Raw genomic sequence first — 21,429 nt, forward strand, 5'->3', positions numbered from 1 at the left:
ATTATTTAAATGAGAATTTTTCCTCTTAGAAGCCGAAATATTTATTTTGTGATGACGCTACTATGGCTTTAAATTCTGAGAAATGAAAGGATTATTCATGATAATTTATAAAAATTATTTAAGGAGGAGAACTATAATTATTATTGCCAAACGGCTATCAACTGTAAAAAAGAAGATCAAGTTAAAATGGTAAAACCGAGTGAATCATAGAAACAGAATATCATAACCAATTAGTAAAACTTAAATTAAAATAATATAAATGGGTAAGAATCAGTTTAAATTATGATTCCAAACTTTCTAAAAATTCAATTACTGGAGTAAAAGAAATATCCTCAATAACCTTAAAAAAATCTATTTCATCCTGGTGAGGCAAAAAGTCAGATATAATCCGTATGATGAAATCATGGGGTCTTTTCAAATACATGAAACTATAATCTTCCATGTTAATAAGCGTGCCAATCGGTAAATGGGAAGTGGTCACAAATTTATCGGAAGTAAGGGAAGTGAGAGTAGGGAATTGGGTACGGGAAGCGGAAAGTAACAATTTTCCATTTTCAAAAATTTCACCCGAATATCCATATAAAGAAGAAGCTACTACCTCTACTAAGCAGCCTTTTTGTAATTCTTTAGGCATGGTTTGTTCAATTCCGGTTATTGCCGTGAAACCCACTAAAATATCTAAATCGGATTTTGGTTTATTGACCAGGGATTTTGCAATTTTCTCACGACCAATTCCAGTTACAATGACTTCATATGAATGCTTTAGCGATGAAAACTCTGTTATAGCATCCATTATTTTTTGATTTTCTTCCCGCATAGGGGTAAATAAATTAATTCTCATATTTCTATTCCTGATTTAAATAATTGAAATATTCTCGTAAAAGATTTGAATTTGGCTGTCCGGCTGTATTAATTTCCAATAATTTAGGTCTATGGGAAGAATTAAAAAATGACTCTAAGTGTTTTACTAACTCTTCTTGATTATGAGCTTGTAAATACTCAAAATTATATTCTTTAGCTAGTAGTTGAGCAGTACGGTCGTGATGAGTGACAAAAAATTCATCTAAAGCATTTGATGTATCGGGTCCCGGAATGATTTTAAAAATATCTCCACCTCCATTATTTATGAGAATAATTCTAAATGTATGAGGGATGTATTTATTCCATAAAGCATTAGAATCATAAAAGAAACCAATGTCGCCGGTTATTAAAACAGTAGGATGGTGATCGGCAACGGCAAAGCCGACTGCAGTGGAAGTAGATCCATCAATACCACTGGCTCCTCGGTTGCAAAATATTTTATTTTTAGAATTAAAATTAAATAATTGCGCATATCTAATCATGGAACTATTGGATAGTTGAAGATTATACGAATCAGGTATTTTTTTATCCAAGGTTTTTATTACCCATAAGTCTGAAAACGGAAGATGAGCAACAAATTCATGATGTCTTTGTTCGCGTTCATTCTTTAATTGTTTCCAGAGTAATGAATAAGTAGAAGTTTTTGACGAAATTTTCACTAATTTCTTTAAAAAAATAACGGGATTTTCTTCTATTTTTTCAGTTAAAGAAAAATAGGTGTCAGGATGCCAAAATTCATCCAAATGCCAATGTGCCTGTAAATTTGATTTACGTAAAAAATCTTTAATTTTCTTAGAAACGATATTCTGTCCTATGGTAAGAAGTAGATCGGGTTTATACTCTTCCATCTTATCTTCACCGAATGGGAACATATAGCGATCGATAGTAGGATAAAATTTGCTGGAGTTGAGATTTGATGTAATTTCAGTAAGAATAATCGTATCTTCTCTATCAGCAAATCTTTCAAGCAAATGAGTAAGCTTCGAATTAGGTTGTTGCATTCCTACAAGGATCATCTTTTTAGAATAATGATTCCAAGTAGGTAATAGAGGAGAATATAAGTCCGAATTATAGCTTTTATACGGAAGAGCTAGTTTGTCAATAATAATTTCTATTTTTTCAGTTTGTTTGTATAATGGTTCTGAAAATGGAATATTTATATGTACCGGACCGGATTTTAAGATACACGTATGTAATGCTTTTTTTAAATCCAGGAAATTTTGTGTAATTGATTCTTCATTTTCCGATTCAGATAACTGAAAAGATCCATAAATATGGTTACTGTAAATGTTTTTTTGTCGAATTGTTTGTCCGTCAAAAATATCTACATAATTCTCGGGTCTGTCGGCTGTAAGTACTAATAAAGGAACATTCTGGTAGAACGCTTCAATAATGGCCGGATAATAATTGGCCGAAGCCGTTCCACTGGTGCAACAGATGACTACCGGCTTTTTTTTGGATTGAGCCATACCTAAAGCAAAAAATGCGGCAGAACGTTCATCGACTATACTATAGCAAGTATACTCTTTATGATTTGTAAAATGTATGGTTAAAGGCGCATTTCTGGAGCCAGGAGAAATGATAATGTCAGTAATATCGTATCGATATAAAACTTCTCCTAATAATTGTACTGATAATTTATTGCTATACATATTTTAATAAGTTAAAAAAAGAAAGAGATTAAAATTTTTAATCTCTTATTTATAATGCCTTATCCATATATTTTGTTTAATAAGTAAGCATACCACCGTTCACATTAAGTACATGTCCGGTAACATAACTTGATAGATCACTGGCAAGATATAGACAAGCGTTGGCAATATCTTCCGGTGTTCCACCTCTTTTTAGAGGAATATTGTCTCTCCATTCTTGAATAGTTTTTTCATCTAATGCTTCCGTCATTTCGGTTTCGATGAATCCCGGAGCGACTACATTGCAACGAATATTTCTTGATCCCAATTCTAATGCTATTGATTTAGAGAAACCAATAATTCCTGCTTTGGATGCGGCATAATTCGCTTGTCCAGCGTTTCCTTTCACACCAACTACAGAGCTCATATTGATAATCGACCCTTTTTTTTGTTTCATCATAGGTTTGACGATTGCTTTGGTAAGATTAAATACCGAATCAAGATTTATACGGATCACTTCATCCCAATCTTCTTTATTCATTCTTAATAGTAAGTTATCTTTGGTAATCCCTGCATTATTTACTACGATATCTATCTGACCGAATTCTTTGATAACATCATCTGCAAGTTTTTGTGCTGATTCAAAATCAGAAGCATCTGATTGGAATCCTTTTACTTTAGTAAGGTTACCAAGCTCTTTTTGCAATTCTTCTGCTTTAGCGACAGATGATGCATATGTGAAAGCAATCTGAGCCCCGTTTTTAGCAAATACTTCTGCAATTCCTTTTCCGATTCCTCTGGTTGCTCCGGTAATTATAGCGGTTTTTCCTTCAAGCAATTTCATATAGTAATCTTATTTTTTTTCAAATATAATACTTTTGTCATTATCAAGGTATTTTTAAAATTATACTGCAATATATTTTAATGATTTGAAAAACCATAGGGGTTAAATTTTTATATTTATTTCAAAACAAATTTCCATAACTAGTAATTGTTACATTTTTTAGGAATTTAAAAAATTAATCTATTATAATTCTTTAAAGATTAAATTTTTGTTCAACAAATGATTTAATAAGATTTACACTTTTTTCAATTCCTAAAACAGAAGAGTTTATGCAAAGGTGATAAGAATTTGCATGCCCCCAATTTTTTTTATTATAGAAGTTATAATATTCTTTTCTTTTTCTATCTATTTTTAAATTTAATTCTTCAGCCTCTTTTAACGAAATATTTTTTCTCTGAGAAGTTCTCCTAATGCGGTCTTCTTTGTTAGCGGTTATGAATATATCGATTCGTCTTTCGAATTCACGTAAAATATAATCGGAACATCTACCCACAAATAAAGCGGAACCTTTACGAGCTTCCTCTTTAATAATTTCACTTTGTATTTCAAATAAATTTTCGTTTCCTAAATAATTTTTAGAAAGTTGCATTCCTAAGAAATTTTCGAAAAAGCTATAACAATTTTTTTCATCTGCTTGCTCAAAAATCTCGGGATTTAAACCGCTTTCTATAGAAGCTAAATTGATGATTTCCTTATCATAATAAGAGATGTGTAAAGCATCAGCAAGTTTCTTTCCAATTTGCCGGCCACCGCTTCCCAACTGTCGACCAATGGTAATAAAATATTTTTCTGTCATAACATATCTATATTAGTTTATCAGGATTTCGGTTTAGTAAATTCTTTGTATTGTTTAAGCAGCATAATTGCAGCCAAAATAGTAGCGAAAAAATCTGCTGCAGGCATACTTATCCATATTCCTGCAATACCAAAAAATCTAGGGAGAATTAATAGAAAAGGGATTAAAAACAAAATTTGACGTGTTAATGACAAAATAATAGCCTTTTTAGCCATTCCTATACTTTGGAAAAATGTTGAAGTAACGATTTGAAAACCTACAATGGGATAGCAAATAAAAACTATTCTCAGCCCTAGAGATGCAATATCGATGAGTTCTTTATCAGTTGTAAATATGGAAGCTACCGCATGAGGAACAGACTCAACTATAATAAATCCTGTACACATGATTAGGGTTGCAATTAATATCGTTTTTTTTAATACTTCTGTAACTCTCGAATATAATTTTGCTCCGAAATTATATCCGGCAATAGGTTGCATACCTTGATTTAGTCCCAATACAACGGTTACAAATAGAAAAGCGATCCTATTAACAATTCCATAAGCTCCAACGGCAAGATCTCCTCCGTATTTTAATAATCCCTGATTTATAATTATCACAATAACAGATGCAGCAGCATTCATTAAGAAAGGAGACATACCAATCGATAAAGAGTCTTTTACTATATATTTATTTAATTTAAATATGCCTTTTTGAATATGAATAAAATTATTCTTATCGCAAAATAAATAGATCTGCCATATTAATATAGTTGTTTGTGAAATGATAGTTGCATATGCGCTTCCCTGGATACCCCAGCCAAATACAAATATGAATAAGGGATTTAAAACTAGATTTATGAGTACTGTAAATATGGTTGCATACATAGACTGTCTGGGTTTCCCGGAAGAGCGCAACATTGAATTTAATCCGAGATACATATGAGTGATCACGTTTCCTGACAGAATTATAATCATGAAATCATGGGCATAAGGAAGTGTTTTTTTGCTGGCACCGAAAAAGTATAATATAGGGTCTAGAAATAGTAAGGAAACAATAGTAAAGGAAATACCAATAATTAAATTCATAATGAATACGTTTCCTAAAATGCTGTTTGCCGTAGTATAATCCTTTTGGCCTAATCGGACAGAAAGTAAAGTAGCGGCACCGGCTCCTACAAGAGAGCCGAAAGCAGCGGCAAGATTCATGAGGGGAAAGGTGATAGCTAATCCGGAAATAGCCAATGGTCCGACTCCATGTCCTATAAAAATGCTATCGGTAATATTATAAAGAGAGGAGGCTATCATTGCTATGATAGCAGGGATGGCATATTGCTTTAATAATTTTCCAATATTCTCAGTTCCTAATTCAATAGGAGTACCGGTTAATCTCATATTTTAGTTATCTTAATTTTAAAAGGTTATAAAATTGTCAAATGAAGTAAATAGGTCGCGCTATAAAATTAATAATTTTTTATATAATGTGATTATACACACATAAATAAATATACTGCATTAATGAACACTAAATAAAATAGCAGCTAATAAGCTGCTACATGGATGTATTGTTGGATTATTTCATTGTTTAATCTTCTTGAATAAGACTTTCACCTTTTTCCCCATACTTTTTTGCTCTATCTTTTAGATATTCAGCCTCATTTTTACCCACATCAACCATATTGTTTAAATTTTTCTTAGTTTTAGAGGTAAATTTATTTAGTTCATTAGATACTTTATCGAAAAAACCATCTTCTTGCATCTTTCTGGCGATATATCCAATAGCTGCACCCAAGAAAGTTCCTAAAATTATTTTTTTCATGACATTTTATTATAAGGTTATTTTGTTCTAAATAATGATATAATCCATAAAAGGGCTACAGAACCAATTACAGACATTAAAAGCATTCCTAATTTACCACCACTGGAAAAACCAAATAGGCTGTAAATCCATCCGCCGAGTATACTTCCAATAAGACCGACAAGCAAATTGACAAACATGCCGAAGCCGCTTCCGCGCATAATTCTTCCTGCAATAAAACCGGCTATAATTCCAATAATTATAGACCATAAAATACCCATTCCTTGCATTAATATAAAATTTTTATATGTTTTTAATATTTTTTGTTAATGAAAGAAGTGTAATTATCTTGTAGTTTTTTTATATCTTAAACAATAAATATGCCATCTAAATCACATTTTAATGTGATTATTTTAGAATATTATAAAATAAACTTATTGTGAGATAAATCACATAAACTAAAATGAAATTGGTTCTTATTGAATGAAGATTCTTAAATTCTTACTAATTATATTAAATAAATAAGGATATAAATTGGTAATATAGATAACTTTAGATAAAATTTTTTATAATAAAATTTACTAAAACTGTAAATAAGATGGGGAGCAGTATTATATAGAAAAAGTAACTGTTTTTACTAAAAAACAGTTACTTTTTCTATAGTTTAAATTGATATCATTTAAAATATCGAATATAAACTGTATACTATTGTATATCTTTAGCTACTTTTCCAACAGTTAATCCTTGTACTAAAATAGAAAATACGACTACTACATAAGTAACGGCTATAATAGTTTCCTTATAATCACTGTCTGGAACGGTAAGCGCTAAAGCTATTGAAACACCGCCTCTTAATCCTCCCCAAACCAATACAGCAATAGTTCCTTTACTGAACTTTTCTTTAAAAGGAATAATTATTGTAGGGATTTTAATTGAAATGTATCTGGCAAATAAAACTATAATAATGCATATAATACCTAAAAGCCAGTAATGAATCAAATCATCAATAAGTAAAAGTTGAAATCCCATAAAAAGGAATAAAATAGCATTCATAACCTCATCTATCAATTCCCAGAAGTAACCTACGCTGCTTTTTTCAGTAGTTCCTAATTTTCTTCTTGATTCTCCTATGATTAGTCCGGCACCCACCATAGCTAGTGGCGCAGAGGTATGCAACGATCTAGCTATAAGGTATCCTCCCATAACAACGGCCAAGGTAATTAATACAGAAACTTTATAATCGTTAGAAGTTCTTATGGCATAGGCAGCAAGGTAACCAAGTGCAGTTCCTAATAATAAACCGCCTATAGCCTCTCTTAAAAATAAATCAAATATATGGGCAAATGATAAATCCATATGTCCGGTAGCCACAACAACTGGGTTATTGGCAAGATTCGCTAATATTGCAAATAACACTACGGCCACCCCATCATTAAGCAATGATTCTCCGGCAATTTTGGTTTCTAATGATTTTGAAACATTAGCCTGTTTCAATATACTTAATACAGCAATTGGGTCTGTAGGTGAAATTAATGCTCCAAAAAGTAAGCAATAAATTAAAGGTATTTCGGTATGTACATTTATAATAGGAAGAAGGTAATTAGAAGTGTAATAAAGTCCTGTTCCCACTACTATCGCAGATATTATCACTCCCAATGTGGAAAATATTATTACAGGAAGCCTTTGCTCTTTTAAATCTGACATATTAATATGTATAGCTCCGGCAAAAAGCAGGAAATTTAACATACATCCCATCAATATTTCAGTAAAATCAAATCCTTTGATTAGGGAAGCAATATCATTTAAAGGTTTTGAGGTAAGACTTCCTAAAAGAACTAAAATAATTGACATAATTAATGCGATGATCATAATTCCAATAGTAGATGGAAATTTTAAAAATCTAACATTAATATATGAAAAAATAGCAGCTAAAATAATAAGAATTGAAAATGAGTAGTATAATTCCATGAAATTAAATAAAATTTTTTGCAAAGATAAGAAATAAAATTAGAGTAAAAATAAAATGAAAATAGTAAACCAATTTAAAAAATGAAAAAATTATATATTTATATTATAATTCCAATTAATATAGTTTGATTATTTTATAAAAATAAAAAAGCGTTCAGTTTTTTGAACACTTTTTTTATTTGAGGAGATTAGGTTTTTATGAGTTCAGAGGTCATTTACTCGCATCGTTCAAGGCCGTAATATCTTCTTTGGAAAGCTGTAAATCCACGGCTTTTAATATGTCTAACTGTCCTAGTTTGGAAGCACTTGCAATTGGAGCGGTCACACTGGGTCTTTGAATGATCCAAGCTATGGATACTTGAGCCGGTGTAGCGCTATTTCTTGCAGCTACATCTTCTAAAGTTTTAATAATTCTCAAACCTCTTTCATTTAGATATTTTTTTAATCCTTCTCCTCTTTTGCTTTTATTCAAATCTTCTTCTGAATGATATTTACCGGTTAGAAAACCACTTGCCAAAGAATAATACGTCATAACTCCCAACTTATATTTTTCAGCTAACGGTTCATATTCCTTTTCATATTTCTCACGATCATATAAATTATATTCTGGTTGTAATACTGAATAGGAGGGAAGGTTATTGGTTTTGCTTATTTCTAAGGATTGTAATATTCTTTTTGTAGTCATGTTGGAAACGCCTATATAACGTATTTTACCTTCTTTGATCAATTGTTGATAGGCCTCTAGAACTTCTTCAATAGATGTGTCAGGGTCATCAAAGTGAGTAAAATATAAGTCTATATAATCAGTTTGTAAACGTTTTAACGATTCTTCAATCTCTGAGAGAATGTATGATTTTTTTAAGCCTTTATGAGTACTGTCTATTTCTCCACCTACTTTAGAAGTAATTACTAACTTGTCTCTGTTTCCTCTCCGATTAATCCATTTTCCAATGATCGTTTCGGATTCTCCTCCTTTATTTCCGGGTACCCATGCAGAATATACATCAGCCGTATCAATAAAATTAAAACCTAATTCTGTATATTGATCTAATAATTCAAAAGAAGTATTCTCATCGGCAGTCCAACCAAAAACATTCCCTCCAAAAGCAAAAGGATAAACTTCTAAATCAGTCGGACCTAATTTTCTCTTTTCCATAATCATATGATTTAATATGTCTGTATAAAATCTAAAATTATACCAAATAAATACAGAAAAGTGTCATTTATTTTTTACAATTTTAAAGTAAATCATTTCTAGTGCCTTATTAGTAATCCGGCTAATCATTTCATCTCTTGTTACGTTAGGATAATAGTACTTTGTTGCATATGTTTTTCCATTCATATATAAACCTACATAAGCCAATCCTACAGGATCATTAAATTCATCGGATCCTGGACCGGCTATTCCTGTAGTAGAAATGGCAACCGTTGAATTAAACAAACTAGCACATTTATTAGCCATTTCTTTTGCTATTTCTTCACTAACTACTTTATGAACATCGATGTAAGATTCGGGAATTTGTAAAATACTTTCCTTGATTTTTGAACTATAAGCTGTTATACCTCCTTTGTAATAAGAAGAAGATCCAGCTAAATAAGTAATCTTGTGGGAGATATTTCCTCCGGTAATACTTTCTGCTACTGACAAAGTCAGATGGTTTTTTGTAAAGAAATCTGCAATGATTTCAACAATATTTGTAGTTTGGGCAGATATAAGGTTTTCCTTGAGTATTGAAGATAGCTTTTCAATTTCATTGGTTATAGCCTTTTCCAATATTTCTTTATTATTTCCCTTAGCGCTAAGTCTAAGCTCAATTCGCGCACCCGATGGTAAATACGATAGTGATATGAAATCAGGTAGGTGGCTTTCCCAATTGTTCAAGGTAATGGCTAAATCACTTTCAGGATAGTTAACTACGATTACGGAACGTCTTACAATATAAGGTAATTTATATTCCTTTTTTATTTTTGGAATTATAAATTCATCAATCATAGCTTGAGTTTCATAAGGTACTCCGGGTAAATTAATTAATACCTTATTAAATTTTTTTGTCCATAAAATTGGAGCGGTGCCGTATCGATTTATGATAACTTCTGAACTTGAAGGAACCATTGCTTGTTTTTTAGTCAAGTCATTCATAGTGCGACCATTAGTGCAATATAATTTCGTAATGAAATCTAAAGTTTTTTGGTTTAGAATCAATTCGTCGCATAAAAAGTTAGCAATGGTCTGTTTGGTTCTGTCATCCTTAGTAGGGCCTAATCCTCCGGTAGTTATTATAAAATCATTATCAGAAGCAAAAGCGTCCGTTAATTTTTTTATAATTGAATTCGGATTATCGGAAATAGTTGAAATCTGGCTGACAGAAATTCCTATTTGGTCAAGTTTTTTAGCAATAAAATTAGAATTTGTATCTAAAGTTCTCCCGGAAAGAATTTCATCTCCAATAACAATAATATAAGCTTTCATTACATCGGTTTTTAATTAACAAAATTAGATAATTGTATGAAATATTTGTATAGATTTTATAGTATTATATTTTGTAAACAATAAATATTTCAATATTAGCAGTCAATCAAGCAAATAATTTGTATAAAGTAGACCTATAAGATACAGGTAGGTAGTAAACAAAGAAATAATCAGCCATAGAAATAATATTTCTTAAATTTGAGCTTTTAATTCTACCTATTATTTAGAAATTTTATCGTAATTCTAAAAAAATGAAAATTATTTGATGCAAAACATTTACAGTAAATACACATAAAATAAACTTTATGATAAACACAGTCATTTTTGATATGGACGGGGTAATCGTAAATACGGAGCCCATTCATGAATTATCATTTAAAAAGCATTTTAAAGATATCGGATTGAATATATCACAAGAAGAATATGAGACCTTTAGAGGATTATCAACGAAAAATTTATATCAAAATTTAAAACAGAAATATGGATTAAAACAAGGAATTGAAGAATTGGTTCAGCAAAAAAGGGATATATTCAATAAAATTTTCCAAGAAGATGAGGAACTCGATTTATTGCCAGGGGTAAGAAATCTTATTGAAGATTTATATAGAAATAATTTTCAAGTAATATTAGCTACATCTTCTGCAAGAGTAACTTTAACAAAAGTTTTAGACCGATTCCGATTATTTCCTTATTTTAAACATATCGTAAGTGGTGAAGATTTTCCAAAATCCAAACCTGATCCGGCTATCTTTTTGGAAGCAGTTAGATTATCAGGTCAACCCAAAGAAAATTGTATAGTCATAGAAGACTCGACTAACGGAGTTATTGCAGCCAATAAAGCTGGAATATTATGTGTTGGTTATCAGAGTGATGCTTCAGGTAATCAAGATTTGTCTACTGCAAATTTGATAATAAATGATTTCTCAATGCTAAATTCCAATAATATCGATTCAATTTTTTTAATTAAATAACTTTAATATATTTGTTTAAATTCTTTTTAAAGTGAAAAAAAATTTTGAAATTCTTAGAACCTATCGCAGATCATTAGTAAAAGAAATTGATGATTTAGATATGGATCAAATACAAAAGATTCCGAAAGGTTTTAAAAATAATATATTTTGGAATGTTGCTCATATATTGGTTTCTCAACAAATCTTGCATTATACGATGTCAGGACTGACCCCGCTTATAACCAATGACTGGATTGAAAATTATCAAAAAGGAACTTATCCTAGATTTATAAATACAGAAGACGAAATTCAATATTTAAAGGATAAACTTATTACTTCCATTGACCAATTAGAAAGTGATTATAATGAAAATAAATTCATATCGTACACGAAATATGAATCTCAAATGGGATTTGAAATTTCATCAATTGAAGATGCTATAACTCTTAACAATACTCATGAAGCCATGCATTATGGAATTGTTATTACTATGAAAAAGCTAGTTTGATAAAGGTATCTTTTGTAAAGAATATATAATAAAAAACACATACATGAATTCTGTATGTGTTTTTTATATAAAATATATTTTATAATTTAAGATAAGGCTTCCGTAATCTGAGGAATAATTTGCTTTTTACGAGAAACCACTCCTTTTAGGATTGCTTCGCCGTTACTTAATTGAACTCCAAACGCCTTTTCCGCAGCAGATGCAGCATTTCCCATTGCTAATATTTTAGAATCACTATCTAAAATATTAGTAATTACCAATAAGAAGAGATTGTATCCCTGAGTATTTATTTCCTTGGAGATAGTATCTTCAATACTGTCTTTTTTAGAAAAGACATCATCGTAATCGATAGTATTTACTTGAGCAACACGTATTTTATTTCCGTTAACTTCGAAAGATTTAGCATCAAGAGAAATCAGTTCTTCAGCAGATTTATTAGAAAGATTAGTTCCGGCTTTAAGAAAATCTAGTCCGTATTTTTCAGCTTCAATTCCTGCAATTTTTGCCAATTCTTGAGCCGCATTAATATCTTCTTGTGTGCATGTCGGAGATTTAAATAACAAAGTATCGGAAATAATTCCGGATAACATCAACCCTGCTATAGCAGGTGGAATATCAACGGAGTTTTCCTTGTACATTTTCAGAATTATAGTTTGAGTGCATCCTACCGGCTCGGCGCGATAATATAAAGGAACCGAAGTATGAAAATTTGCAATACGATGGTGATCAATTACAGCTAATATATTTAATTCTTCGATATCTGAAATAGATTGTTGGAATTCATTATGGTCTACCAATATGATATCTTTGGTCTCATCAGAGGCTCTGGAAATAATTCTTGGAGCGTTTATTTTAAAATAATCAAGAGCAAACTGGGTTTCCTCATTAGGGGTACCTAGAGCAACTGCCTCTGTATTTTTACCTAAACTATTTTGCAAATAAGAGAAGGAAATAGCAGAAGTAATTGTATCCGTATCAGGATTTTGATGCCCTGTAATTAATACTTTATTCATGATAGATAAAATTAGATGTTTTTTTAAATCATGTATTATAAATAAACATGTTGTTTTTATATTATTTAATACAAAAGCAAATATACATTTTTAAACTTTTTTTGCAAAGAAACGTACATTCTAATTACTTACTGTATTACATATTTTTAAATTAACTAAAACTTTTATATTTTTGCAAATATTACAAGTAACGGATATGTTTCAGAATTTACAAGATAAATTAGATAAAGCACTACATAACATCAGCGGACGTGGAAAGATTACCGAAATAAATGTTGCAGAAACCGTAAAGGAGATTAGAAGAGCTTTGGTTGATGCAGACGTTAGCTATAAAGTTGCCAAAGATTTAACCAAAAGAATCCAAGATAAGGCTTTGGGGCAGAATGTACTTACTTCAGTTACACCTGGTCAACTTATGGTTAAGATCGTACACGATGAATTGGCCGATCTAATGGGAGGAGAAAATGTCGGAATAAACTTATCCGGGAATCCTTCAGTGATATTAATAGCCGGATTACAAGGTTCCGGTAAAACCACCTTTTCAGGGAAATTAGCCAATTTTCTAAAAACAAAAAAACAAAAGAAAGTTTTGTTAGTAGCTTGTGACGTTTATCGTCCGGCAGCTATTGATCAATTAAAAGTTTTAGGAAATCAGATAGGAGTAGAAGTATATACTGAACTTGACAATAAAAATCCGGTTGAAATATCCAGCCATGCTATAGAATATGCTAAACAAAATAGATTTAATGTAGTTATAATCGATACGGCTGGACGTTTGGCAATAGATGAAAATATGATGAATGAAATCAGAAATGTTCATCAGAAAGTTAAGCCTGACGAAACCTTATTTGTTGTAGATTCCATGACAGGACAAGATGCAGTGAATACAGCAAAAGCTTTTAACGATGTGCTGAACTATGATGGAGTAGTATTAACTAAATTGGATGGTGATACTCGTGGTGGAGCCGCTTTGACAATACGCACGGTAGTTCAAAAGCCAATCAAATTTATTTCTACTGGAGAAAAAATGGAAGCGTTAGATATCTTCTATCCATCTCGTATGGCAGATCGTATTTTAGGAATGGGGGACGTGGTATCTTTAGTGGAAAGAGCACAGGAGCAATTTGATGAGGAAGAAGCGCGTAAGCTACAGAAAAAGATAGCTAAAAACCAATTCGGTTTTGATGATTTTCTAAATCAAATAAAGCAGATTAAAAGAATGGGAAACATGAAAGATTTGCTTGGAATGATTCCCGGTGCAGGAAAAGCTTTAAAAGATATTAATATAGACGATGATGCTTTTAAGCATATTGAAGCATTGATTTATTCCATGACACCGGAAGAAAGAAGAAATCCGGCAATCATTACAACTTCCAGAAAGAACAGGATAGCTAAAGGGAGCGGAAGAAGCATACAAGATATCAATCAACTGTTGAAACAGTTCGAACAGATGAGTAAAATGATGAAGATGATGCAAACTCCACAAGGTAGGATGATGATGCAGGCTATGGCTAAGCAAATGTCAGGAGGAAAACCCTTTTAATAGAGGTTTACCCATTATAATATTTTAATAAGGACCAATGTAAAGCTTCTATAATCATTTATTTTTTTAAATGATTTAGAGCTTTATTTCCTCAATAAAAATTAAAATTCACATATCATAATAATAGTTTCTTTATTCTTCATATTCAATAATTTGATTTCAATGACACATTTTCAAGAATAAGAATAAAAAATATTTTATTCTCAGATATAAGTTGAGAATATCATTTACCAATATAAATAAGAAGTTCCCCTTTAGTATAACAAATACTAACTTTATCATCACAGGCGACATTACGTGTCCCTATCCTTTGAGGTAATAGGAGTGTTTCTCCGAATAACGGATATTGTAATCCTTGAGTATAAATATTTTTAGCCTCAAAAAAAGGAATTAAAGAAATAATTTTCCCTTTTACCCCTTTAAGCTTAGTTTTCTTATTGGAAAAAAAGAATTTTGAAAAATCATCGTAGAAGGTTATTCGAAGTTTATTTTTAAAAAATAAAGCGGTAGACAAATTTCCTATGAAATGATCGCTTTCTTTTCCACTTCCTCCATATACATCTACTTCTAATATATTTTGTTTTAATAAAAGCTCTAATGCCTTATGAAAATCAGTCTTATTTTGATCCGGCGTTTCAATTATTTTAATTGACGAAGTAATATTTGATGAATTAATACTATCCAAATCCCCTGATATATAAGTTACAGACAAAGGAAATTTATTAACATATCTTGTGTATGAACCATCAGTACATGTAATAATTGAATAAGACTCAAGATCTTTAGGTATTTTCTTAGGTTTTTTTCCGTTTAAAAAAAGAAGTGCTTTACTCATTAGGATTCCATGGGATTTCTTTGTTATTCGCTAAATACCCGAAATATCTGGCAAGAACAAATAGATAATCGGATAATCGATTTAAATATTTTATTATAAGAGGCCGAATTTCATCAGCTTCACTTAAAGTCACTGTGCTTCTTTCTGCTCTTCGGCAAATAGTTCTTGCAACATGAGAAGTAGAAGTGGCGATATTTCCAGTGGGAAGAATAAATTGCTTCAGAGGAGGAACCTTTTCACTCATAATATCTATCCATTGTTCCAATAAAAATATTTTTTTATCGGAAATCAAACAAGAAATTTTCGGTTTTTCGTTTGTAGAAAACATTCGATCAGACGGAGTTGCTAATTCAGCGCCAATATTAAATAAAGTATTTTGTATCACATGGAGCTGTTCATCAATTTCCTTATAAGAATTATAACTTCTAATAAGTCCTATATAGGAATTTAATTCATCTACCTCACCACAAGCTTGAATTCGAATGTGGTTTTTTGTTACACGCTTTCCACCATATAATCCAGTGGTACCATTATCTCCGGTTTTCGTATATATAATCATAGATATGCATTGATATTTTTAACTATTAGTAAAAAAGTTAAAACTTAGAGTATTTAAATTTATTATTCTTTAAAAGACTTTTGAAAATAGTTCTTTGGAGAAAACCAAGGATTAGGTTTTACCTAAAATTTTTTTTATTTTTTTCTTTCTTTCCTTTTTTTTAATAAATATAGTGTTTTTTTTATGCAATTGATCAATTATAAAATTATAATTTGTATTACTATAATAAGAATATTCCTTTGCGATAATAGGAATCATTTCATCAGTTAATGATAATCGAATAAAATTTTGAAGTCTTTGATCTAAAGATAAAGGTTGAAATTTCATTCTATTCAAATCAATTAAATAAAAAATATATGACTCTTTTTCTTTTTTTATCAAAACATTCCCGGGAGAAAGGTCTTTAAATAAAATATCATTCTCATGAATTTTAAATACAAATTGGGTAAATTCTTTAATTATTAAATCCCAATCAGTAAACATGTTTTTTTGTTCAATTAGTTCCCGAAAAGTAAAATCGTAATTAAAATAATTAGAAAAATAAAAAGAATGTTCAATTCTAGATAAATTGAATTCTTCAAAATAACCGATCGGTTTTGGTGTATTTATACTTTTAGAACTTAAGATTTCAGCATGGATAAAAGATCGATACGCTTTAGATTTCCTAAAGCTTGCATATGCAATTTGATTAATAAAATGCGGTTTTTTAAAAGATTTAACAGCTAAAGTGCCTAATATCGGATGTACGATTTTACGTAGAGTGTTTCTTTCTTGAAATATTATCTCTCCTAAAGAATCAAAATCTTCAATTATTTTATAAAATATATCGGTATAACAGTCATATTCACTAGAAATATGGGCTTTCCATTTCATATTTTTTTAATTTTTAATTTTTCATTTCTGGAGAAAAATTCACTCAATATAATTCCAGTGGACATGGCAACATTAAGGCTTTCTGTTTTTTGTTCCAAGCCAAATCTCGGTATAGTAAGTGTTTGATTACACAATGTTTTCATTTCTTTTGAAACTCCATTTCCTTCATTCCCCATTACAATATAAAAATTTTCAGGTAAATTAGTAGTATAAAGATTTTCACCCTTCATATCTGTTCCCAATATAGGGATTTTTGAGTGAGATAAAACGTTGTAAATATCTGTATAAACTACATTTACTCTGCTCAATGATCCCATGGCAGCTTGTACCGTCTTCGGGTTATAGGCATCGGTAGTTCCTTTACTGCATAAAATTTGTTTTATTCCATACCAGTCTGCAAGCCGAATTATTGTTCCAAGATTTCCGGGATCTTGGATTTCATCCAATACCAATTGAATCCCACTAATTGCTTCGATTTTATTCGAAGGAATTTCCAATAAGGCTAATGCATCATGCGGTGTAGTTAAAAAACTAATTTTTCTTAATTCTTCTGTACTAATAATTTGGTACTGATACTCTTTTAGGAAAGAGATCGGGACAGTACTGTAAATACTTTTTATAGAAAAGTTTGAAAAGATAAATTCTTTAATACTTTTTATACCTTCGACCACAAATAAATTATATTTTTGTCTATATTTTTTTTTTGCAAGAGACTGAATAATTTTAATTTTACTGGCAGACATCATAAAAATGAAATTAAGATACAATATTATAGTAAAATTATTGATTTTTGTTCAACTGTTTCTCATTTTTTCATGTAGAACTAATAAAGTACCTAAAAATGGACATTTATTCATTGATAATAAGTATAAATATGTTGATAAAAAAGGAAAACCATATTTGGATAAATACGGAAATCCATTTTTAAATAAAAACGGGAAAGAAATCCTTAATCAATACAAGGAACCATTTGAGGATGAATTAGATGATTATGTAAAACAAAAGTCCAATAAAAAAATACTCTTCACAGTTCCGCTGGGGCTATGGCTTTATGATTTATCAAATCCGGCATTTGATTCAATATATGCGGAATATTATCAAGTAGGTCAGAAACAAAGAAAACAAAAATTGCTTGATTCTCTTTATATCAAGTATAAATTACAAAAATATGTGGGCAAATCAAGATGGTTTGACCGTTTCTTTTATAATAATGGAGAAGCACCCGTTTTAGTGGATACTGTGATATCAAAAACTTCATCAAAAAATATAGAACAATATTTTAAAAACAGGGGATGGAGAAAATCAAATGTTAGTGACACCATTATTACATCAGGAAAAAAAGCCCATGTACAATATACTATTCGACTAGGTCGTCCCATGATCATGGATACTATTATATATGATATTGCCGATGAAATGAAAGACGATTTATACCATCGTTATTTGAATAGAAGAAGACAAGCTGGAACTCGAAAATCACAATCAGGAGAATTATCAAAAGAAGAATATATTTCGAATTTTTTCAGTAGAGGTTCATTAGTGAAGAGAGGGGATAGGTTAGATGCTTATGTGATTGAAAATGAGATTTCTCGTTTAGAAAATCGATTTAAAAATATGGGCTATTATCGTTTTAATGAACTTAAAGATGAAGTGATCTATTATGTAGATACAGCCAAAAATGTTTATGATGTTTCAGTAAAATTATCAATCAAAAAAAGTCAACTAGGAGATGTTACAACCAATCAAAAGGGTGATACCATTAAAAAGGATTCTTTAGTACATAAATTTAAAAGATTTAAATATAATAAAATAAACGTATCTCTTATAGATAATGAAGCCGATGAAAAAACAACCTCTACTGTGGATTCTAGCTTTTATGTAACCAATAAAAAATGGGTCAAGCTGGTAGATGGCAAGAAAACTAAAGTTATGGTAAAAGATACCATTGCGTTTATTGTAAACCATTTAGGGGATAAATACAAAAATAGAGTTTTAGCAGATATGTTGGCCATTGAAAAAGGGCATTCATATAACTTAAATGCGGAAACTCGTACCAGAAGAAATATATATAAAGTAAATAATTTTAATATCTTAGGCTTTAATACCGTTCCGGAAAAAGATTCAGATTCTACCTTAATCTCCAATATTATTCTTTCACCTATGGATAAATATTCCTATGAATTAGGATTTGAGGCATTTACATCAGGCGTTGCAAATTTTGGAATTACTCCAAACCTTACCTTTACAGCAAAAAACCTATTCGGTGGAGCAGAGAACTTAAGTGTCAGCTTTGGAGGTTCATTAGGAAATATTCAATCAAAAAAGAACAATAATAAACTCTTTAACGCTTCCGAACTTTCAGTACAGGCAAGTTTGTCTTTTCCTAAACTTATATTGCCTATCAATGCAAAAAACATTATCCCGAAAGCATGGGGACCTTCTTCCGCTATTTCAGTGGGATATAATGCACAATACAATATAGGATTAGATAAACGAAGCTACAATACAGGATTATTATATAATTTTAATCCAACACGATCAACAATACATCAAATTACTTTATGGAACTTACAGTATACACAGTTTTTAAATCCGAATAACTATTTTAATATATACGAACAAGATAGTAGAGTAAGAGATGATGTCTATAGTTTATACTTTAAACAATATCCATCCGCTAAAGAAGAATACGAGAAAAATCATAATGACAATGATTTATTATTTCAAATACAAAATAATATAGATTTTCAAGATTATTTAAGAACAACGGATTTGAATCTTGCGAACAGCTATGATCTAATGGAATTTAGACGATACCGATTTACACAAAATGTATTGATTTCATCATTCAAATATGATTTTACCTATGACCAAAGATTAGGGTATTTTACCGGAAAACATCCATTTTATATGAAAGCGCAAGTAGAATTGGCGGGTAATATGTTGTCATTATTTAATAAAACGCTCAAAGACTTTACCACATCCAATAATAAGACTATAAAACAAATATTTGGTGTTCCGTATTCACAATATGTCAAATTTGATATAGACCTTAGAAAATTCTGGATTTTTACTGGCAAAAGATCATTTAATGCAAGACTTTTTAGCGGAATTGGGATACCTTACGGAAATTCTTTCAGTATGCCGTTCGACCGAAGTTATTCTGTAGGCGGCCCCAGTGATGTGCGTGCTTGGAAAGCGTTCGGTTTCGGTCCGGGAACATCAAAATTAGGAGGAAAAAATGGATATGAATTAATAGCTATTGATAATTTTAAGTTATTAACTCAGCTTGAATATAGGTTTCCTTTACCAAGTAAAGGATTTGAAGGAGCTTTATTCACAGATGCAGGAAATGTCTGGGGAATTAACAAAAATTCTCTTAACAAGTTTGATATAAAATCTTTTTATAAAGAATTGGGAATAGGAGGAGGATGGGGAATTCGTTGGGATATAAGCAATTTCATTATACGATTTGATTTTGCCTATAAATTTCATGATCCCAGAAGGGATGAAAACGATCGTTGGTACTTTAAATATATTAATTTGCTTAAGCCACAAGTTAATTTTGCTATTGATTACCCTTTCTAAATTAATAAATAAATTTCGTATACGTTTAATATATGAAAGCAAATTCTGATAATGAAATTTTTTAAAAGCGTTAGATTACGAAATTGGGCTGGATATACATTAGCACTTTGTGTGGCATTGTTTATTATACTTTTTTCTAACAGTAAAGTAGAAGAATTAAAAAATGAAGAATCTGTAAAGATTGCCAATTATGCTAAAACCTTGGAATTATTAAACACAGAAACGGAAATTCCTCCGAACACACAATTCTTTTTGGTACAGCTTATTGAACAAAATACAACCATCCCCGTTATATTAGTAGATCAGAAAGGAAATTATATTGATTCCAAGAATGTTAATAAAAAAATTATTTCCGATCCATTAAAGTTAAAAAATGAGTTGAATGAAATGGAGGAATCATACAATCCCATTCTTATTAATTTACCTTTTGGCAATCAATATGTATATTTTAAAAATTCAGTACTTCTAAATCAGCTAAGATATTATCCATTTGTATTAATAATATTAATAGTATTATTTGTATGGTTTACTTATTGGTACTTTAAAACCATAAAAAAGACAGAACAGGGCTTACTTTGGGCAGGCATGGCTAAAGAGACTGCACATCAAATTGGTACGCCGCTTTCTTCGATAATGGGATGGTTAGAAATATTAAAAGGGGAAAATATAGATCAAAAACCGGTACGGAATATAGAAAGAGATGTACATCGATTGCAAAGCATAACGGAGAGATTTTCAAAAATAGGCTCGACTCCTTCACTCAACAAAGAAGATATTGTAGAGGTTTCCCGCCAAGCATTTATGTATCTAAAGAAAAGAATGTCAAAACAAATTATTTTTGAATTCCAAGCTCCCGAATATCCTATTTATCTCTCATTGAATCACACTTTATTTAGTTGGGTTATTGAAAACCTCATCAAGAATTCAGCCGATGCTATGAAAGGAGAAGGAAAAATCAAATTTCAAATTCAAGATAATAAAAAAAACATTTTTATAGACATTTCTGATGAAGGAACAGGAATAGAGTCTAAAAATTTAAAAAAAATATTTAAACCCGGTTTTACCACTAAAAAAAGAGGGTGGGGTTTAGGATTATCGCTGGCTAAGAGGATTATTAAGGATTATCATTATGGTAAAATTTTTGTTCAAAATTCCCAAATTAATAAAGGGACAACCTTTAGGATTATTTTGAAAAAATAATTTATAAAAATTTT

At 30.5% G+C, this 21,429-nt stretch carries 20 protein-coding genes; 5 read left to right on the forward strand and 15 right to left on the reverse strand.

The features are described from left to right. Positions 1-280 precede the first annotated feature (280 nt). The 10 genes from Q0T35_RS08795 to Q0T35_RS08840 all read right to left on the reverse strand — a co-directional run bounded on the left by Q0T35_RS08795 (position 281) and on the right by Q0T35_RS08840 (position 10,346). Positions 281-841: a hypothetical protein gene (locus tag Q0T35_RS08795; RefSeq protein ID WP_293917106.1), complete on the reverse strand. Its 561-nt coding sequence runs from the start codon at positions 839-841 to the stop codon at positions 281-283. A gap of 4 nt (positions 842-845) precedes the next feature. Then, a complete protein-coding gene (menD, locus tag Q0T35_RS08800; RefSeq protein ID WP_295842630.1) occupies positions 846-2,513 on the reverse strand; it encodes a 2-succinyl-5-enolpyruvyl-6-hydroxy-3-cyclohexene-1-carboxylic-acid synthase in 1,668 nt (555 codons plus the stop codon). A 76-nt stretch (positions 2,514-2,589) separates the two neighbouring features. Then, positions 2,590-3,336 (reverse strand): 3-oxoacyl-[acyl-carrier-protein] reductase, encoded by a 747-nt coding sequence (gene fabG, locus Q0T35_RS08805; protein ID WP_293917100.1) that lies wholly within the window; start codon positions 3,334-3,336, stop codon positions 2,590-2,592. 193 nt (positions 3,337-3,529) lie between these two features. Next, positions 3,530-4,132, reverse strand: coding sequence for an AAA family ATPase (locus Q0T35_RS08810; RefSeq protein WP_293917099.1), 603 nt, complete (start codon positions 4,130-4,132; stop codon positions 3,530-3,532). A 20-nt stretch (positions 4,133-4,152) separates the two neighbouring features. Then, the gene (locus tag Q0T35_RS08815) at positions 4,153-5,505 is read right to left on the reverse strand and encodes an MATE family efflux transporter (RefSeq protein ID WP_295812229.1); all 1,353 of its coding nucleotides are present in this window, start codon (positions 5,503-5,505) and stop codon (positions 4,153-4,155) included. A 190-nt stretch (positions 5,506-5,695) separates the two neighbouring features. After that, positions 5,696-5,929 (reverse strand): hypothetical protein, encoded by a 234-nt coding sequence (locus Q0T35_RS08820; protein WP_295842632.1) that lies wholly within the window; start codon positions 5,927-5,929, stop codon positions 5,696-5,698. A 17-nt stretch (positions 5,930-5,946) separates the two neighbouring features. Next, positions 5,947-6,198, reverse strand: coding sequence for a GlsB/YeaQ/YmgE family stress response membrane protein (locus tag Q0T35_RS08825; protein WP_293917094.1), 252 nt, complete (start codon positions 6,196-6,198; stop codon positions 5,947-5,949). 415 nt (positions 6,199-6,613) lie between these two features. Continuing rightward, positions 6,614-7,876, reverse strand: coding sequence for a sodium:proton antiporter (locus Q0T35_RS08830; protein ID WP_293917093.1), 1,263 nt, complete (start codon positions 7,874-7,876; stop codon positions 6,614-6,616). A 211-nt stretch (positions 7,877-8,087) separates the two neighbouring features. Beyond that, entirely contained in the window at positions 8,088-9,032 is a 945-nt protein-coding gene (locus Q0T35_RS08835; RefSeq protein WP_295812233.1) for an aldo/keto reductase, read from the reverse strand. Positions 9,033-9,095: 63 nt separating this feature from the next. Continuing rightward, the gene (locus tag Q0T35_RS08840; RefSeq protein ID WP_295812236.1) at positions 9,096-10,346 is read right to left on the reverse strand and encodes a CinA family nicotinamide mononucleotide deamidase-related protein; all 1,251 of its coding nucleotides are present in this window, start codon (positions 10,344-10,346) and stop codon (positions 9,096-9,098) included. A gap of 305 nt (positions 10,347-10,651) precedes the next feature. Here Q0T35_RS08840 and Q0T35_RS08845 point away from each other — a divergent pair, with 305 nt between their 5' ends. Together Q0T35_RS08845 and Q0T35_RS08850 are read left to right on the forward strand one after the other, a co-directional pair. Beyond that, entirely contained in the window at positions 10,652-11,317 is a 666-nt protein-coding gene (locus tag Q0T35_RS08845) for an HAD family phosphatase (RefSeq protein ID WP_293917089.1), read from the forward strand. 31 nt (positions 11,318-11,348) lie between these two features. Then, a complete protein-coding gene (locus tag Q0T35_RS08850; RefSeq protein WP_293917088.1) occupies positions 11,349-11,804 on the forward strand; it encodes a DinB family protein in 456 nt (151 codons plus the stop codon). Positions 11,805-11,890: 86 nt separating this feature from the next. On the opposite strand, the gene Q0T35_RS08855 is transcribed toward Q0T35_RS08850, so the two are convergent. Continuing rightward, complete coding sequence (locus tag Q0T35_RS08855) at positions 11,891-12,817, reverse strand: manganese-dependent inorganic pyrophosphatase (RefSeq protein WP_295812241.1); 927 nt, start codon at positions 12,815-12,817, stop codon at positions 11,891-11,893. A 196-nt stretch (positions 12,818-13,013) separates the two neighbouring features. Here Q0T35_RS08855 and ffh point away from each other — a divergent pair, with 196 nt between their 5' ends. Continuing rightward, positions 13,014-14,360, forward strand: coding sequence for a signal recognition particle protein (gene ffh / locus Q0T35_RS08860; protein ID WP_295842633.1), 1,347 nt, complete (start codon positions 13,014-13,016; stop codon positions 14,358-14,360). A gap of 223 nt (positions 14,361-14,583) precedes the next feature. Here the strand turns inward: ffh and Q0T35_RS08865 are convergent, their stop codons facing one another. The 4 genes from Q0T35_RS08865 to Q0T35_RS08880 all read right to left on the reverse strand — a co-directional run bounded on the left by Q0T35_RS08865 (position 14,584) and on the right by Q0T35_RS08880 (position 17,373). Next, a complete protein-coding gene (locus Q0T35_RS08865; RefSeq protein WP_293917084.1) occupies positions 14,584-15,195 on the reverse strand; it encodes a thiamine diphosphokinase in 612 nt (203 codons plus the stop codon). Continuing rightward, complete coding sequence (locus tag Q0T35_RS08870; RefSeq protein WP_293917082.1) at positions 15,188-15,754, reverse strand: cob(I)yrinic acid a,c-diamide adenosyltransferase; 567 nt, start codon at positions 15,752-15,754, stop codon at positions 15,188-15,190. Before Q0T35_RS08870 ends, Q0T35_RS08865 begins: the two co-directional genes overlap by 8 nt. A gap of 111 nt (positions 15,755-15,865) precedes the next feature. Beyond that, entirely contained in the window at positions 15,866-16,627 is a 762-nt protein-coding gene (locus tag Q0T35_RS08875; RefSeq protein ID WP_295842637.1) for a Kdo domain containing protein, read from the reverse strand. After that, positions 16,624-17,373: an RNA methyltransferase gene (locus Q0T35_RS08880; protein ID WP_295842640.1), complete on the reverse strand. Its 750-nt coding sequence runs from the start codon at positions 17,371-17,373 to the stop codon at positions 16,624-16,626. The genes Q0T35_RS08875 and Q0T35_RS08880 overlap by 4 nt, the downstream gene beginning before the upstream one ends. Before the next feature lie 4 nt (positions 17,374-17,377). On the opposite strand from Q0T35_RS08880, the gene Q0T35_RS08885 reads away from it, so the two are divergent. Next, a complete protein-coding gene (locus Q0T35_RS08885) occupies positions 17,378-20,215 on the forward strand; it encodes a BamA/TamA family outer membrane protein (protein WP_295842642.1) in 2,838 nt (945 codons plus the stop codon). Positions 20,216-20,266: 51 nt separating this feature from the next. Further along, entirely contained in the window at positions 20,267-21,415 is a 1,149-nt protein-coding gene (locus Q0T35_RS08890) for a HAMP domain-containing sensor histidine kinase (RefSeq protein ID WP_295842644.1), read from the forward strand. Positions 21,416-21,429 lie beyond the last annotated feature (14 nt).

It is taken from the genome of uncultured Apibacter sp., assembly GCF_946479295.1.
Classification (GTDB): Bacteria; Bacteroidota; Bacteroidia; order Flavobacteriales; family Weeksellaceae; genus Apibacter.